Here is a 17,583-nt window from a genome sequence, read left to right as displayed (position 1 = left end):
CTTATCAAGGCGCTTTCAGAGATTAATATTCATCTCGATCGTCGTCTTCATCCGGCTGCTCCATGACGCTATAAGCGACCGCGCAGAATAACGAGTTGAGACGCTTCATGTCCCCCAGCAACCCCAGGTGCAGGGAGCTGGTTTCAATGCTCTGGACGTTCTGCTGGTGCAGTCGTTCAACGTGGGCGTGCGAGTAGCGCCGGTTGAGGATACGGAAGCGATGTTTGTTACGACGCAAGCGGCGTGCGCTCGGTACGTCGCTGGAGAAGAAGACCAGCATCGCCAGCTTCAGGTTGCTCAGCAACTGCTCGTGCAGCGCCTCCAGCTCCTTCAGGCCTTCAACCGAGAAGGCGCGGCGCGCGGCAAGGGATTTGTCAGCAATTTCACTTCCCATACGCTCAACGATATCCGAGGCCTGCTCGAGGTTAAGCGACATTTCGATGATTTCCGCCCAGCGGCGGGACTCTTCCTCTGCCAGTTCATCCTGCGGAATACGCGCCAGGTAGAGCTTGATGGCGGTATAGAGCACGTTGATATCGTCCGCCAGCCTGCGCAGCTCTTTCTCTTCTCGCGGCTCTCCGTGCATGACCTTTTGCAGCCCTTCAAGCATCGTTTCCATGGCATCGCCCATGCGCAGCGTCTCGCGCGCGGCATTAGCCAGCGCCAGCGCCGGGGTATCCAGCGCGGAGGTGTCGAGATGCTTAGGTTTCAGACGCGCATCCAGCTCCGGTTCATCCCGGATAAGCCGTTCGCAGAAGCGGGCCATGGGTTCAGCAAAAGGCACCATCGCCAGGCAACGCACCAGGTTGTAAAACACGTGGAAATAGATAACCAGCTCAGCCTTCGGTAACGGGAGATTGTCCATCAGGTTAGCCAGCGGATAGACAAACGGCAGAATAATCAGGCTGCCCACCAGCTTAAACAGCAGGCTTCCGAGCGCCACGCGCCGGGCAGCAGCGTTTGCGGCGCTGTTATTGAGCATCGCCAGCAGGCCAGAGCCAAGGTTGGCCCCGATCACCAGACACAGCGCGACCGGGAAAGAGATCGCCCCCGCGGCGGTTAACGTCGCCGTCAGCAGCACAGCGGCCAGGCTGGAGTAACTGACGATGGCAAATACCGCGCCGATCAACGCATCCAGCATGATGTCCCCGGTCAGCGAGGCAAAGATGACCTGAACGCCGTTGGCCTCGGTGATGGGGGTCACCGCCTGCACAATCAGCTCCAGCGCCAGCAGGATCAACCCAAGGCCAATCCCCACGCGGCCAAGCTGTCCGGCACGCGTCTGCTTACGGCCAAGGAAGAAGATGACACCGATAAAAATCAGCAGCGGCGACAGCCAGGAGAGATCGAAGGTCAGGATACGCGCCATCAGCGCGGTCCCCACGTCAGCGCCCAGCACAATGACCAGCGCGGGTGCCAGCGCCACCAGATCCTGCGCCACAAACGAGGTCACGAGCAGGGTCGTCGCATTACTGCTCTGCACCAGTGCCGTCACGCCGATGCCCGCGCAGAAGGCGAGCGGCTTCTTCTCAACGCTGCTGCTGAGAACGGTGCGTAAGCGCGCGCCAAAGACGCGCATAACGCCGGTACGGACAATATGCGTGCCCCATACCAGCAGTGCTACTGCGGAAAGCAAGTGTAACAGGGTCAGCACGGAAGGTTCTCCTCCTTATCGTTCTACGTTTTTATGATTCAGTATAAGGGTTTAAACGTAAGAAAGAGACAGGGCGCCCAATGAGCGCCCTGTTTGTTGTAAGGAAAAGTGACGTTAGTCAGCGTCGTAGCCTAAATTGGGTGCCAGCCAGCGTTCAACCTCTGAGACACTCATGCCTTTGCGCAGGGCGTAATCTTCGATCTGATCGCGCTGCAGCTGCGCGACGGCGAAGTATTTGCTGTCGGGATGACTGAAATACCAGCCGGACACCGATGCCCCAGGCCACATGGCGAAAGACTCGGTAAGCTTCATGCCGGTATGGGCTTCTACATCCAGCAATGTCCAGATAGTGCCCTTTTCGGTGTGTTCCGGGCAGGCTGGATAGCCCGGAGCCGGACGAATCCCCTGGTAGTTTTCGCGGATCAGCTCCTCGTTGCTGAGGTTCTCATTGGCCGCGTAGCCCCAGTGTACCTTGCGCACGCGCTCGTGGAGGTACTCTGCGAAGGCTTCCGCCAGACGATCGGCAATCGCTTTCACCATGATTTTATTGTAATCATCGTGCTGCGCGTCGAACGCCTCCGCCAGCGCATCTTCTTCAAGACCCCCGGTCACGGCAAACGCCCCGATATAATCCGCTTTCCCGGAAAGCTTCGGTGCAACGAAATCGGCCAGGCAGTAGTTAGCAAAGCCCACTTTCTCGGTTTGCTGGCGCAGATGGCGACTTACTGCCAGCACGTGCGTGCGGGTCTCGTCGCGATAAATTTCGATGTCGTCGCCCACACGGTTCGCCGGGAACAGGCCCACCACGCCGCGCGGGTTGAGGCTTTTTTGCGCACTCAACTGGTCAAGCATTTCGTTGGCGTCGTTGAACAGGCGTTTGGCTTCTTCCCCGACCACCTCATCTTCAAGGATGCGGGGATATTTGCCCGCCAGTGACCAGGTCATGAAGAACGGTGTCCAGTCGATGTAGTTACGCAGCGTCTCGATGCTGGCAGTGACGTCCTGAACGCCCAGACGATGCGCCACAGGGGGCGTATAGCTGGCCCAGTCAAACGCCAGATCGTTATCGCGCGCGGCCTGGAGTGTCACCGGCGGCGTCCGCGGTTTCTTACGGCCATGCTGAATACGCACGGTCTCGTACTCTTTGCGGGTACGCGCGACAAAATCATCACGCTGGGTGGCAGACAACAATGCCGACACGACACCCACGGTACGCGAGGCGTTTTGCACATAAACCGTCGGGCCACTGTAGTTCTGCTCGATTTTCACCGCCGTGTGCGCTTTGGACGTTGTCGCCCCGCCAATCAGCAATGGAATGGTAAAGCCCTGACGCTCCATCTCTTTCGCCACGTTGACCATCTCGTCCAGCGACGGGGTAATCAGCCCGGAGAGTCCAATCAGGTCAGCATTCACTTCGCGCGCAGTTTTGAGGATTTTATCCGCCGGCACCATCACGCCAAGATCGATAATCTCGTAGTTATTACACTGCAGTACGACGCCCACAATGTTCTTACCGATGTCATGCACGTCGCCCTTCACGGTGGCGATCACCATTTTACCGTTGCTGGAGCCTTTCTCTTTGCTGGCTTCGATAAAGGGTTCGAGATAGGCCACCGCCTGCTTCATGACGCGTGCGGATTTCACCACCTGCGGCAGGAACATTTTGCCTTCGCCAAACAGATCGCCGACCACGTTCATGCCGTCCATCAGCGGCCCTTCGATCACTTCAATCGGGCGCGTGGATTGCTGACGTGCTTCTTCGGTGTCCTGTTCAATAAACTCGGTAATTCCTTTGACGAGTGAGTATTCCAGACGTTTTTTCACGTCCCAGGCACGCCACTCCGCCTGCTGAATGTTTACCGATGCATCGGATTTACTGCCGCGGTATTTCTCGGCCAGATCCAGCATGCGCTCGGTGGCGTCATCACGCCGGTTGAGGATCACGTCTTCTACGGCGTCGCGCAGTTCCGCCGGCAGGTCGTCGTAAATGGCCAGCTGTCCGGCGTTAACGATCCCCATGTCCATACCGTTACGGATAGCGTAATAGAGGAACACGGCGTGGATAGCTTCACGCACCGGATCGTTACCGCGGAAGGAGAATGACACGTTCGATACGCCGCCGGAGATCAGCGCATGCGGCAGCTCGCGTTTGATGTCTTCACACGCGCCAATAAAGTCCTGCGCGTAGTTATTGTGCTCTTCAATACCGGTGGCAACCGCGAAAATGTTCGGATCGAAGATGATGTCTTCCGGCGGGAAGCCCACCTCTTCGGTCAGAATTTTGTATGCGCGGCGACAAATCTCGATTTTGCGCGCGCGGGTATCGGCCTGGCCCATTTCATCGAAGGCCATCACCACCACGGCGGCACCATAACGGCGCACCATCTTCGCATGGTGGATAAAGGTATCAACGCCTTCTTTCATCGAGATGGAGTTAACAATGCCTTTACCCTGAATACACTTCAGCCCTTTCTCGATGACTTCCCACTTAGAGGAGTCAATCATGATCGGCACCCGGGCAATGTCCGGCTCGCCGGCAATCAGGTTGAGGAAGCGCACCATCGCCGCTTCGGCGTCGAGCATCCCCTCATCCATATTGATGTCGATGATCTGGGCGCCGCTCTCAACCTGCTGGCGGGCCACGTCCAGCGCTTCACTGTACTTCTCTTCTTTAATCAGCCGTTTGAATTTCGCCGAACCGGTCACGTTAGTCCGCTCCCCGACGTTCACAAACAGGCTATCGTCACCGATGGTCAACGGCTCAAGGCCGGCCAAACGGCAGGCAACCGGCAGCGTAGGCAGTTGACGCGGCGGCAGACCCGCCACCGCATTGCTCATCGCGGCAATATGCTCTGGCGTGGTACCGCAGCAACCACCGACGATATTCAGAAAACCGGATTCGGCCCACTCGCGGATTTGCGCCGCCATGGTGTCTGCATCCAGATCGTATTCACCAAAGGCGTTCGGCAGGCCGGCGTTCGGGTGTGCGGTGACATAGCATTCAGCGATGCGCGAAAGTTCCTGCACATACTGGCGCAGCTCATCGGGACCCAGCGCGCAGTTCAGGCCGAAGGAGAGCGCTTCAGCGTGACGCAGGGAGTTGTAAAAAGCTTCTGTGGTCTGGCCGGAGAGGGTACGACCAGAGGCGTCGGTGATGGTACCGGAAATCATGATCGGCAGGTCGACGCCCAGCGCCTCGAACTCCTCTTTCACCGCGTAAATCGCGGCTTTGGCATTGAGGGTGTCGAATACCGTTTCAATCAGGATCAGATCGGAACCGCCTTCCACCAGCGCTTTGGTCGATTCACGATATGCCGCCACCAGCTGATCAAAGCTGATGTTACGAAAGGCCGGGTCGTTCACATCGGGTGAAATCGACGCGGTGCGGTTGGTCGGGCCAAGCACCCCGGCCACGTAGCGCGGTTTGTCCGGCGTACGGGCTGTCCATTCATCAGCGCAGGCGCGGGCCAGCTTTGCCGCAGCAAGGTTTATCTCCGCCGAGAGGGATTCCATCTGGTAATCCGCCATGGCGATGGTTGTCGAGTTAAAGGTGTTGGTTTCGACGATATCCGCACCCGCCTCGAAATACGCGTTGTGGATCGCCGAAATGACCTGCGGTTTACTGAGCACCAGAAGGTCGTTGTTACCTTTGAGGTCGCATGGCCAGTCGGCGAAACGCTCGCCGCGGAAATCGTCTTCACTCAGACGATAGCTCTGGATCATGGTACCCATGCCGCCGTCCAGCACCAGAATTCGTTTATTTAACTGCGCACGCAGTTGCTCTACTTTGCTGCTCACACTTGCTCCCGACAACGCTCAACCAGGCCAAAAGGCCAGCAGTCCATACTGGCACAATCTCGCAGGGTGTAAAAGTCACACAGCGGTAACATGAGACATGTTCACTATCACTCATCCGATCAGTCAGGATAACGGTTGCAAAATCACCAAATAAAACGAAAATGATTTCCACGATACAGAAAAAGGAGTTCGTCATGGTCACGACCGTTCCCGCTAAACGCGGCAGAAAACCTGCTGCCACCACCGCCGCCTCTCAGGGCGGACAGGTTCAATCGCTCACGCGCGGTTTGAAGCTGCTGGAATGGATAGCCGAGTCGCACAGCAGCGTGGCCCTGACAGAGCTGGCACAGCAGGCTGGCCTGCCGAACTCAACGACCCATCGACTGTTGACCACGATGCAGCAGCTGGGCTTTGTGCGCCAGGTGGGTGAGCTGGGACACTGGGCGGTGGGCGCACATGCGTTTATCGTCGGCAGCAGCTTCCTGCAGAGCCGCAACCTGCTGGCGATTGTGCACCCTATTCTGCGTAAACTGATGGAAGATTCCGGCGAGACGGTAAACCTGGCCGTGCTCGACCAGAGCGACCATCAGGCCATTATCATCGACCAGGTACAGTGCACTCAGCTAATGCGTATGTCGGCACCAATTGGCGGCAAGCTGCCGATGCATGCCTCCGGGGCGGGGAAAGCGTTTCTGTCGCAGCTCAGCGAAGAGCAGGTCACCGGGCTGCTGCACCGGAAAGGGCTGCACGCCTACACCCACGCCACGCTGGTCTCACCGGTACATCTGAAAGAAGATCTGGCCCTGACCCGCAAGCGCGGCTATTCGTTTGATGACGAGGAGCATGCGTTAGGCCTGCGCTGCATTGCGGCCTGCATCTTTGACGAGCACCGCGAGCCGTTTGCCGCCATTTCGATCTCCGGACCGATTTCCCGTATGACCGATGACCGCGTCACGGAGTTAGGTGCGCTGGTGATTAAGGCGGCGAAAGAGGTCACGCTGGCATATGGCGGGATTCGATAACATCGGGTGCACCTGAATCCCTCTCCCGTCGGGAGAGGGGGCATTACACCGCATATCGGATGCAAAACCGTTGTTTGCGGCGATAGGCATACACATCTTCCACATGCCCATTCTTGATGCGCGTCTGCAGGCCCCGCCAGTAGCTGGCGCGGAACAGGTCATCATGCATCTCTTCAAACAGTGGCCTGATGCGCGGGTCAGCGCACAGCCAGTGGCGAAACTCCTCAGGAAAGACATCTCCCGGTGAGATGCTGTACCACGGCTCGCCGGACAGTTCATCTTCCGGATAGCGGGGCTGCGGTATATCGCGGAAATTCACCTCAGTCATATAGCAAATTTCATCGTAATCGTAGAACACCACCCGCCCGTGACGGGTGACACCGAAGTTTTTAAACAGCATGTCGCCCGGGAAGATATTCGCGGCGGCAAGCTGACGGATAGCGTTGCCGTATTCTTCTATGGCATCCCGCAGTGCCTGACCTTCGGACTGCTCCAGCCAGATATTGAGTGGGATCATGCGGCGTTCGATATAGAGATGGCTGATGGCAATTTTGTCACCCAGATCGGTGATTTTCGCCGGCGCTTCCTGCAGTAATAACGCCATTAATGCCGGATCGATCTGCTGCTTATCCAGCACAAAGTTCTCGAACTCCTGGGTGTCCGCCATTCGCCCGACGCGATCGTGCTCTTTAACCAGCTGGTAGCAGGCGCGGACGTGAGCAGCGGTCATCTCCTTCTGCGGCGCGAACGTATCTTTGATGACCTTAAACACCCGATCAAAACCCGGCAGGGTAAAGACCAGCATCACCATGCCGCGAATACCGGGGGCTTCGATAAATTGCTCATCTGCCGTGGTGACATAGCGCAGATATTCCCGATAGCTTTCCGTCTTGGCGTGTTTCTGACAGCCAATGGCCATGTACAGCTCGGCGGTGGTTTTCCCCGGCAGGATCTCGCGCAACCACTCCACCAGAGCAGCAGGCAGCGGGGCATACACCATAAAGTAGGAGCGGGCGAAACCAAAGACAATGCTGGCCTCGGCGCTGGTCGTCAGGCAGGTATCAACAAACAGTTCACCGTCATCGGTACGATGGATGGGTAACAGAAACGGCACAATGGCCGACGGTGTCATCAGTTTACCGACCAGCCAGGCGGCCTTATTACGGTAAAAAAGCTCATTGGCAACCTGCAAATGGCTTTGCCCGAGCACCTCTTCGCCAAAGGTCTCCTTGAGATGCGCAGAGATATAGCCGATATCACGGGTTTTATTCTCCCAGGGCAAACGCAGCGGCAAATCCGTTAATACGCGATGCAGGAGCTTTTCCCAGCCGCGATCGGGAAAGAAATCCTTCGCCAGCGGACGCGGAATAGTGCGAAAGCGGCGCTCCGGCTGGGAGCTGAAGATAAATAACCGCTCAGGAGATAATGAGCGGTGGTCAAATAACCGGCAATAGACGGAGTTGAAAAAGCTCTCCGCAATCTCGAAGCGCGGGTAATCAGGTAACAGATGGGTGTAATGCTCCTTCACGCGCAGTAAAAACTCCGCGTCAGGGATTTTGCCGTCGGTAATGCAGCGCAACTGCTCCACCACCAGACCCACATGGTGATCGTAAAGGTGGATTCGCTGCTTCATGGCCTGCTGAACCGCATGCCAGTCGGCGTGCTCAAAACGCTGCTGCGCGCCGGATGTGACTTCCAGGAAACGTCCGTACTGGGCATCGAAGCCCTGCAGAATAGTTTGGGCAATCAGTAATTCCAGACCACGCGACATTGTTCATGCTCCCTCACCCCGGCCCCCTCCCGACGGGAGAGGGAGTATGTTCACAGGCCCGGTAGCGTGCCACCGGGCGTTACACGGCTCAGAACTGGGCTTCTTCCGTCGATCCCGTTAAGGCGGTGACGGAGGAGGTGCCCCCCTGGATGATAGTGGTCACGTTATCGAAGTAACCGGTCCCGACCTCCTGCTGATGCGAAACGAAGGTATAGCCCTCTTTACCGGCAGCAAATTCCGGCTGCTGCACCTTCTCAACGTAATGCTTCATGCCTTCACCCTGCGCGTAGGCATGCGCCAGGTCGAACATGTTGAACCACATGCTGTGAATGCCAGCCAGCGTGATGAACTGATACTTGTAGCCCATGTCGGACAGCTGCTGCTGGAAGCTGGCGATGGTTTTATCATCCAGTTTCTTCTGCCAGTTGAAGGACGGCGAGCAGTTATAGGCCAGCAGTTTGCCCGGATATTTGGCGTGGATAGCATCGGCAAAGCGTTTTGCCAGCGCCAGGTCCGGCGTGGAGGTTTCGCACCAGACCAGGTCCGCATACGGTGCATATGCCAGCCCACGGCTGATCGCCTGTTCAATGCCAGCATGGGTACGATAAAACCCTTCGCTGGTGCGTTCACCGGTAATGAACTCGCTGTCGTAAGGATCGCAGTCAGAGGTGATCAGGTCAGCCGCATCCGCATCGGTACGGGCAATCACCAGCGTGGGTACGCCGAGCACGTCAGCCGCCAGACGCGCCGCAACCAGCTTCTGAATCGCTTCCTGGGTTGGGACAAGGACTTTCCCGCCCATGTGTCCGCATTTCTTCACTGACGCCAGCTGGTCTTCGAAGTGAACGGCCGCTGCACCGGCCTCAATCATCGATTTCATCAGCTCAAAGGCGTTCAGCACGCCGCCGAATCCCGCTTCCGCATCCGCGACGATTGGCAGGAAATAGTCAATAAAACGCGGATCGTTTGGCTCAATGCCTGCCGCCCACTGGATCTGATCCGCACGGCGGAAGGTGTTGTTGATCCGATCCACCACGGTTGGTACCGAGTTTGCCGGATAGAGCGACTGATCCGGATACATGCTGGAGGCCAGGTTGGCGTCCGCCGCAACCTGCCAGCCGGAAAGATAGATGGCTTCGATGCCGGCTTTCGCCTGCTGCAGGGCCTGGCCGCCAGTCAGCGCGCCGAGGCTATTGATGTAACCTTTTTTGGCACCGCCGTGCAGCAGCTCCCACATTTTCGCCGCGCCGCGCTGCGCCAGGGTACATTCCGGATTGACCGAGCCACGCAATTTCACCACCTCTTCCGCGCTATACGGGCGGCGGATGCCTTCCCAGCGAGGTTGGGTCCACTCTTTCTTCAATTCTTCGATTTGTTGGGTACGGGTTTTCATGTGCAGATGCTCCATATTGTTGTGGGGTGAATTACGCCAGGAAGCGGTAGCCCGGCAGGGTCAGGAAGTCGATTAAGTCATCGGATGTGGTGATTTGCTCCATCAGGCGTGCGGTGTCATCAAAACGTCCGCTGCTGAAGCGGTGTTCACCCAGTTCGTCCTGGATCACCCGCATCTCTTCGGCCAGCATCTGACGGAACAGGGATTTGGTCACCGGCTTGCCGTTGCTGAGCGTTTTTTGATGGTGGATCCACTGCCAGATTGAGGTGCGAGAGATTTCGGCGGTAGCGGCATCTTCCATCAGGCCGTAGATCGGCACGCAGCCGTTACCGGAGATCCACGCTTCAATGTACTGGACGGCTACGCGGATATTGGCGCGCATGCCCTCTTCCGTACGCTCGCCCGCACACGGTGCCAGCAGGTGTTCTTCAGCCGTTGGGGCATCCTCATCACGCGTCACAAACAGCTGGTTTTTGTTCTCACCGAGTACGCGGTTGAAGACGTCCATTGCCGTATCCGCCAGACCCGGATGCGCGATCCACGTTCCGTCATGGCCATTTCGTGCTTCAAGCTCTTTATCGGCTTTCACCTTGTTGAGCACCTGATTGTTACGTTCAGCATCTTTGCTTGGGATAAATGCTGCCATTCCCCCCATCGCAAAGGCCCCACGCTTGTGGCAGGTCTTAATCAACAGGCGTGAGTAGGCACTCAGGAACGGTTTATCCATGGTGACCACCTGGCGATCCGGCAGCACACGATCGGGATGATTTTTCAGGGTTTTGATGTAGCTGAAGATGTAATCCCAGCGTCCACAGTTCAGCCCAACAATATGGTCGCGCAGCGCATGCAGAATTTCGTTCATCTGGAACACGGCAGGCAGCGTTTCAATCAGCAGGGTGGCTTTAATGGTGCCGCGCGGCAGGTTGAAACGATCTTCCGTGAAGCTAAATACTTCACTCCACCAGGCCGCTTCCTGCCAGGCCTGTGTTTTCGGCAGATAGAAATAGGGGCCGCTGCCTTTTGCCAGCAGATTCTTGTGGTTGTGGAAGAAATAGAGGGCGAAGTCAAACAGACTGCCCGGAATGGCTTCGCCACGCCAGGTGACATGCTTTTCAGGCAGATGCAGTCCACGTACGCGACAGATCAGAACCGCCGGATTGGGTTTCAGTTGATAGATTTTGCCGGCTTCGTTGGTATAGCTGATGGTGCCATTCACGGCATCGCGCAGATTGATTTGCCCGTCGATGACCTTATGCCAGTCCGGCGCCAGTGAGTCCTCAAAATCCGCCATAAAGACTTTTACGTTCGCGTTCATGGCGTTGATCACCATTTTGCGCTCCACCGGGCCGGTGATTTCGACGCGCCGATCCTGTAAATCATCCGGAATGCCGCGGATTTTCCACTCACCACGGCGAATGGAAGCGGTTTCCGAAATAAACCCAGGCAACTTGCCATCATCAATTTCCTGCTGCTGATGAATGCGTGCCGCCAGCAGCTTATTGCGCGTTGGCGTAAAGCGGGTCACCAGTTCGGTCAGAAATTCGACAGCGTCTGCTGTCAAAATTTGCTGTTCTTGCTCGCCATGCGGCTGGGTAAAGGCCAGTTCATCGACTGTCGTTGCCTGTTGAGTCATTACTCTGCTCCTCATCAAAGATCCAAAATCACGCCCCGATGCGAACGAAAGATCGTTGTGTAGTTTTCGCTCAGCAGAATTAAGACTATCTATATTTTTTACAAAATCAAAAACAATTTCCATTTTAATTATAAAATGCATTTAACACATTGATTAATATGAAATTAAACTTTTATTGTTTGTTGAGTGGTATTTCGGAAATAAAAAAGGCACCCGAAGGTGCCTGATGTGAATAGCTGAAACGCTTTAGGATCGTTTAGTGCAGAAGATTACTCCAGCGTTGGATTCATGTGGCGCAGATCGTATGGCGTGATCTGGTAGACGTAATAGTTGAGCCAGTTAGTAAACAGCAAATTCCCGTGGCTACGCCAGGTGGCTCTCGGTTTGTTCTGTGGATCGTTTTTGGGGAAATAGTTGTACGGAACGTCCGGATTCAGACCGGCTTCAACGTCACGGAAATACTCCGACGCGAGGGTGTTCGGATCGTATTCAGGATGGCCGGTAACAAAGGCAATTCGCTTGTCTTTACTGGCAAACAGGTAAGCATCCCCGTCTTCGGTTTCGGCCAGGATATCGAGATCGGTGTAATCACGAATCAGCTGTGCCGGGAAATCGGCGTAGCGCGAGTGTGGGGCCAGGAAGGAGTCATCGAACCCGCGCGTCAACAGGGCGTGAGGTTGGACAAGGTGGTGCTCGTAAACACCTGAAAGCTTCTCAGTGCGGGTTTGTTTGGGGATCCCATAGAGGATATTCAGGGCGGCTTGCACCGCCCAACAAACAAACAGCGTGGACGTGACGTGATCTTTAGCCCACTCCAGTACCTGTTTGATCTGCGGCCAGTAGGCAACATCATTAAATTCGACCAGGCCCAGCGGTGCACCGGTCACAATCAGCCCGTCGAAGTTTTCGTCGCGAATGTCGTCGAAGTTACAGTAAAAATTATTCAGATGCTCCGAAGGCGTATTTCGCGACTCACGGGCATCGATTCGCAGCAGCTGGATATCAACCTGCAGCGGCGAGTTCGAAAGCAAACGCAGGAACTGGTTCTCTGTTTCGATCTTTTTCGGCATCAGATTGAGAATAAGCACCTTCAGTGGGCGAATTTCCTGACCTGTAGCGCGTGAAGTCGTCATCACAAAGACGTTTTCATCACGTAAGAAATTGACGGCTGGTAGCTCGTCCTGCACCCGAATCGGCATAACCTCATATCCTCACAGCATACGTATAAACGTTTAGACATCCAGACAGCTAACGATACCCAGAAACAGGCTGAATGTCGAGTCTGCAAGCGGAAGGTGAGAAAGTTTCAAGGAGGAAGTAAGAAGCCCAAAAAGCAAAAAACCCCGCACCATACGGTACGGGGTTCTTTTAATTGATGCCTGGCAGTTCCCTACTCTCACATGGGGAGACCCCACACTACCATCGGCGCTACGGCGTTTCACTTCTGAGTTCGGCATGGGGTCAGGTGGGACCACCGCGCTAAAGCCGCCAGGCAAATTCTGTTATCTGTATCAGCTGAAAATCGTCTCTCACCGCCAAAACATCTTCGGCGTTGTAAGGTTAAGCCTCACGGTTCATTAGTATCGGTTAGCTCAACGCATCGCTGCGCTTACACACCCGACCTATCAACGTCGTAGTCTTCAACGTTCCTTCAGGAGACTTAAAGTCTCAGGGAGAACTCATCTCGGGGCAAGTTTCGTGCTTAGATGCTTTCAGCACTTATCTCTTCCGCATTTAGCTACCGGGCAGTGCCATTGGCATGACAACCCGAACACCAGTGATGCGTCCACTCCGGTCCTCTCGTACTAGGAGCAGCCCCCCTCAATTCTCCAGCGCCCACGGCAGATAGGGACCGAACTGTCTCACGACGTTCTAAACCCAGCTCGCGTACCACTTTAAATGGCGAACAGCCATACCCTTGGGACCTACTTCAGCCCCAGGATGTGATGAGCCGACATCGAGGTGCCAAACACCGCCGTCGATATGAACTCTTGGGCGGTATCAGCCTGTTATCCCCGGAGTACCTTTTATCCGTTGAGCGATGGCCCTTCCATTCAGAACCACCGGATCACTATGACCTGCTTTCGCACCTGCTCGAGCCGTCACTCTCGCAGTCAAGCTAGCTTATGCCATTGCACTAACCTCCTGATGTCCGACCAGGATTAGCTAACCTTCGTGCTCCTCCGTTACTCTTTGGGAGGAGACCGCCCCAGTCAAACTACCCACCAGACACTGTCCGCAACCCGGATTACGGGTCTACGTTAGAACACCAGCCATTAAAGGGTGGTATTTCAAGGTTGGCTCCACGCAGACTGGCGTCCACGCTTCAAAGCCTCCCACCTATCCTACACATCAAGGACCAGTGTTCAGTGTCAAGCTATAGTAAAGGTTCACGGGGTCTTTCCGTCTTGCCGCGGGTACACTGCATCTTCACAGCGAGTTCAATTTCACTGAGTCTCGGGTGGAGACAGCCTGGCCATCATTACGCCATTCGTGCAGGTCGGAACTTACCCGACAAGGAATTTCGCTACCTTAGGACCGTTATAGTTACGGCCGCCGTTTACCGGGGCTTCGATCAAGAGCTTCGCGTTACCGCTAACCCCATCAATTAACCTTCCGGCACCGGGCAGGCGTCACACCGTATACGTCCACTTTCGTGTTTGCACAGTGCTGTGTTTTTAATAAACAGTTGCAGCCAGCTGGTATCTTCGACTGATTTCAGCTCCACCCGCAGGGGCTTCACCTACATATCAGCGTGCCTTCTCCCGAAGTTACGGCACCATTTTGCCTAGTTCCTTCACCCGAGTTCTCTCAAGCGCCTTGGTATTCTCTACCTGACCACCTGTGTCGGTTTGGGGTACGATTTCGTGTTACCTGATGCTTAGAGGCTTTTCCTGGAAGCAGGGCATTTGTTACTTCAGCACCGTAGTGCCTCGTCATCACACCTCAGCGTTAATAAACGACCGGATTTACCTAATCGTTCCGCCTACATGCTTAAACCGGGACAACCGTCGCCCGGCTAACATAGCCTTCTCCGTCCCCCCTTCGCAGTAACACCAAGTACAGGAATATTAACCTGTTTCCCATCGACTACGCCTTTCGGCCTCGCCTTAGGGGTCGACTCACCCTGCCCCGATTAACGTTGGACAGGAACCCTTGGTCTTCCGGCGAGCGGGCTTTTCACCCGCTTTATCGTTACTTATGTCAGCATTCGCACTTCTGATACCTCCAGCACCCCTCACAGGACACCTTCAACGGCTTACAGAACGCTCCCCTACCCAACAACGCATAAGCGTCGCTGCCGCAGCTTCGGTGCATGGTTTAGCCCCGTTACATCTTCCGCGCAGGCCGACTCGACCAGTGAGCTATTACGCTTTCTTTAAATGATGGCTGCTTCTAAGCCAACATCCTGGCTGTCTGTGCCTTCCCACATCGTTTCCCACTTAACCATGACTTTGGGACCTTAGCTGGCGGTCTGGGTTGTTTCCCTCTTCACGACGGACGTTAGCACCCGCCGTGTGTCTCCCGTGATAACATTCTTCGGTATTCGTAGTTTGCATCGGGTTGGTAAGCCGGGATGGCCCCCTAGCCGAAACAGTGCTCTACCCCCGAAGATGAGTTCACGAGGCGCTACCTAAATAGCTTTCGGGGAGAACCAGCTATCTCCCGGTTTGATTGGCCTTTCACCCCCAGCCACAAGTCATCCGCTAATTTTTCAACATTAGTCGGTTCGGTCCTCCAGTTAGTGTTACCCAACCTTCAACCTGCCCATGGCTAGATCACCGGGTTTCGGGTCTATACCCTGCAACTTAACGCCCAGTTAAGACTCGGTTTCCCTTCGGCTCCCCTATACGGTTAACCTTGCTACAGAATATAAGTCGCTGACCCATTATACAAAAGGTACGCAGTCACCCCATAAAAGAGGCTCCCACTGCTTGTACGTACACGGTTTCAGGTTCTTTTTCACTCCCCTCGCCGGGGTTCTTTTCGCCTTTCCCTCACGGTACTGGTTCACTATCGGTCAGTCAGGAGTATTTAGCCTTGGAGGATGGTCCCCCCATATTCAGACAGGATACCACGTGTCCCGCCCTACTCTTCGAGTTCACAACCTGTGTGCTTTCGTGTACGGGACTGTCACCCTGTACCGTGCGACTTTCCAGACGCTTCCACTAACACACAAGCTGATTCAGACTCTGGGCTGCTCCCCGTTCGCTCGCCGCTACTGGGGGAATCTCGGTTGATTTCTTTTCCTCGGGGTACTTAGATGTTTCAGTTCCCCCGGTTCGCCTCGTTAACCTATGTATTCAGTTAACGATAGTGTGTCGGAACACACTGGGTTTCCCCATTCGGACATCGCCGGGTCAAAGGTTCATATCACCTCGCCGGCGCTTTTCGCAGATTAGCACGTCCTTCATCGCCTCTGACTGCCAGGGCATCCACCGTGTACGCTTAGTCGCTTAACCTCACAACCCGAAGATGTTTCTTTCGATTCATCACCGGTTTGCGAAAATTTGAGAGACTCGAACACACATAACATGTGTGTCGTTTCAATTTTCAGCTTGATCCAGATTTTTAAAGAGCAAAATTTCACAATGCACTTCGCAGTACATTTTGAAATTTATCATTCATCAGACAATCTGTGTGAGCACTACAAAGGCAGGTTCTTTAAGGTAAGGAGGTGATCCAACCGCAGGTTCCCCTACGGTTACCTTGTTACGACTTCACCCCAGTCATGAATCACAAAGTGGTAAGCGCCCTCCCGAAGGTTAAGCTACCTACTTCTTTTGCAACCCACTCCCATGGTGTGACGGGCGGTGTGTACAAGGCCCGGGAACGTATTCACCGTAGCATTCTGATCTACGATTACTAGCGATTCCGACTTCATGGAGTCGAGTTGCAGACTCCAATCCGGACTACGACGCACTTTATGAGGTCCGCTTGCTCTCGCGAGTTCGCTTCTCTTTGTATGCGCCATTGTAGCACGTGTGTAGCCCTACTCGTAAGGGCCATGATGACTTGACGTCATCCCCACCTTCCTCCAGTTTATCACTGGCAGTCTCCTTTGAGTTCCCGGCCGGACCGCTGGCAACAAAGGATAAGGGTTGCGCTCGTTGCGGGACTTAACCCAACATTTCACAACACGAGCTGACGACAGCCATGCAGCACCTGTCTCAGAGTTCCCGAAGGCACCAATCCATCTCTGGAAAGTTCTCTGGATGTCAAGAGTAGGTAAGGTTCTTCGCGTTGCATCGAATTAAACCACATGCTCCACCGCTTGTGCGGGCCCCCGTCAATTCATTTGAGTTTTAACCTTGCGGCCGTACTCCCCAGGCGGTCGACTTAACGCGTTAGCTCCGGAAGCCACGCCTCAAGGGCACAACCTCCAAGTCGACATCGTTTACGGCGTGGACTACCAGGGTATCTAATCCTGTTTGCTCCCCACGCTTTCGCACCTGAGCGTCAGTCTTTGTCCAGGGGGCCGCCTTCGCCACCGGTATTCCTCCAGATCTCTACGCATTTCACCGCTACACCTGGAATTCTACCCCCCTCTACAAGACTCTAGCCTGCCAGTTTCGAATGCAGTTCCCAGGTTGAGCCCGGGGATTTCACATCCGACTTGACAGACCGCCTGCGTGCGCTTTACGCCCAGTAATTCCGATTAACGCTTGCACCCTCCGTATTACCGCGGCTGCTGGCACGGAGTTAGCCGGTGCTTCTTCTGCGGGTAACGTCAATTGCTGCGGTTATTAACCGCAACACCTTCCTCCCCGCTGAAAGTACTTTACAACCCGAAGGCCTTCTTCATACACGCGGCATGGCTGCATCAGGCTTGCGCCCATTGTGCAATATTCCCCACTGCTGCCTCCCGTAGGAGTCTGGACCGTGTCTCAGTTCCAGTGTGGCTGGTCATCCTCTCAGACCAGCTAGGGATCGTCGCCTAGGTGAGCCGTTACCCCACCTACTAGCTAATCCCATCTGGGCACATCTGATGGCAAGAGGCCCGAAGGTCCCCCTCTTTGGTCTTGCGACGTTATGCGGTATTAGCTACCGTTTCCAGTAGTTATCCCCCTCCATCAGGCAGTTTCCCAGACATTACTCACCCGTCCGCCACTCGTCACCCGAGAGCAAGCTCTCTGTGCTACCGTTCGACTTGCATGTGTTAGGCCTGCCGCCAGCGTTCAATCTGAGCCATGATCAAACTCTTCAATTTAAGTTTGATGCTCGTGAATTAAACTTCGTAATGAATTACGTATGTTCACTCAGAGACTTTGGTATTCATTTAGTGTCCGAAGACATTAAGAATCCATGTCA

7 protein-coding genes and 3 rRNA genes are annotated in these 17,583 nt (G+C 55.1%); 1 reads left to right on the top strand and 9 read right to left on the bottom strand.

Annotated features, from left to right (window positions below; translation table 11 throughout):
- Positions 1 to 22: 22 nt before the first annotated feature.
- Both HV340_RS01285 and metH read right to left on the bottom strand, forming a co-directional pair.
- Positions 23 to 1,654 (bottom strand): Na/Pi cotransporter family protein, encoded by a 1,632-nt coding sequence (locus HV340_RS01285; protein WP_020882860.1) that lies wholly within the window; start codon positions 1,652 to 1,654, stop codon positions 23 to 25.
- Positions 1,655 to 1,768: 114 nt separating this feature from the next.
- Positions 1,769 to 5,452 carry a methionine synthase gene (gene metH, locus HV340_RS01280; protein WP_032681927.1) on the bottom strand — a complete coding sequence of 1,228 codons (3,684 nt, stop codon included), beginning with the start codon at positions 5,450 to 5,452 and terminating at the stop codon, positions 1,769 to 1,771.
- 194 nt (positions 5,453 to 5,646) lie between these two features.
- Between metH and iclR the strand changes: the two genes are divergently transcribed.
- Positions 5,647 to 6,474, top strand: coding sequence for a glyoxylate bypass operon transcriptional repressor IclR (gene iclR, locus HV340_RS01275; protein WP_020882862.1), 828 nt, complete (start codon positions 5,647 to 5,649; stop codon positions 6,472 to 6,474).
- Between the two features lie 43 nt (positions 6,475 to 6,517).
- Here iclR and aceK read toward each other — a convergent pair whose 3' ends face one another.
- The 7 genes from aceK to HV340_RS01240 all read right to left on the bottom strand — a co-directional run bounded on the left by aceK (position 6,518) and on the right by HV340_RS01240 (position 17,482).
- The gene (gene aceK / locus HV340_RS01270; protein WP_020882863.1) at positions 6,518 to 8,245 is read right to left on the bottom strand and encodes a bifunctional isocitrate dehydrogenase kinase/phosphatase; all 1,728 of its coding nucleotides are present in this window, start codon (positions 8,243 to 8,245) and stop codon (positions 6,518 to 6,520) included.
- A gap of 88 nt (positions 8,246 to 8,333) precedes the next feature.
- Positions 8,334 to 9,638, bottom strand: coding sequence for an isocitrate lyase (gene aceA / locus HV340_RS01265; RefSeq protein WP_040018675.1), 1,305 nt, complete (start codon positions 9,636 to 9,638; stop codon positions 8,334 to 8,336).
- A 31-nt stretch (positions 9,639 to 9,669) separates the two neighbouring features.
- Positions 9,670 to 11,271, bottom strand: a complete 1,602-nt coding sequence (aceB, locus tag HV340_RS01260; RefSeq protein ID WP_059305707.1) for a malate synthase A — start codon at positions 11,269 to 11,271, stop codon at positions 9,670 to 9,672.
- A gap of 269 nt (positions 11,272 to 11,540) precedes the next feature.
- On the bottom strand, positions 11,541 to 12,470 hold the full coding sequence (metA, locus tag HV340_RS01255) for a homoserine O-succinyltransferase (RefSeq protein WP_014168174.1): 930 nt from the start codon (positions 12,468 to 12,470) through the stop codon (positions 11,541 to 11,543).
- Between the two features lie 178 nt (positions 12,471 to 12,648).
- A 5S ribosomal RNA gene (gene rrf, locus HV340_RS01250) occupies positions 12,649 to 12,764 on the bottom strand.
- Between the two features lie 63 nt (positions 12,765 to 12,827).
- A 23S ribosomal RNA gene (locus HV340_RS01245) occupies positions 12,828 to 15,734 on the bottom strand.
- 208 nt (positions 15,735 to 15,942) lie between these two features.
- A 16S ribosomal RNA gene (locus HV340_RS01240) occupies positions 15,943 to 17,482 on the bottom strand.
- Together the 16S, 23S and 5S rRNA genes form the textbook arrangement of a ribosomal RNA operon.
- Positions 17,483 to 17,583 lie beyond the last annotated feature (101 nt).

The organism is Enterobacter sp. RHBSTW-00975, assembly GCF_013615235.1.
In the GTDB taxonomy this organism is placed as follows: domain Bacteria; phylum Pseudomonadota; class Gammaproteobacteria; order Enterobacterales; family Enterobacteriaceae; genus Enterobacter; species Enterobacter ludwigii.
Note: the sequence above shows the minus strand (reverse complement) of the source record. Positions and strands in the feature narration are given on the sequence as shown.

Excerpts from the sequence above, each read along its gene's own strand:
- aceB (WP_059305707.1), bottom strand. The coding sequence starts at position 11,271 with ATGACTCAACAGGCAACGACAGTCGATGAACTGGCCTTTACCCAGCCG.
- aceK (WP_020882863.1), bottom strand. The coding sequence starts at position 8,245 with ATGTCGCGTGGTCTGGAATTACTGATTGCCCAAACTATTCTGCAGGGC.
- aceA (WP_040018675.1), bottom strand. The coding sequence starts at position 9,638 with ATGAAAACCCGTACCCAACAAATCGAAGAATTGAAGAAAGAGTGGACC.
- metA (WP_014168174.1), bottom strand. The coding sequence starts at position 12,470 with ATGCCGATTCGGGTGCAGGACGAGCTACCAGCCGTCAATTTCTTACGT.
- iclR (WP_020882862.1), top strand. The coding sequence starts at position 5,647 with ATGGTCACGACCGTTCCCGCTAAACGCGGCAGAAAACCTGCTGCCACC.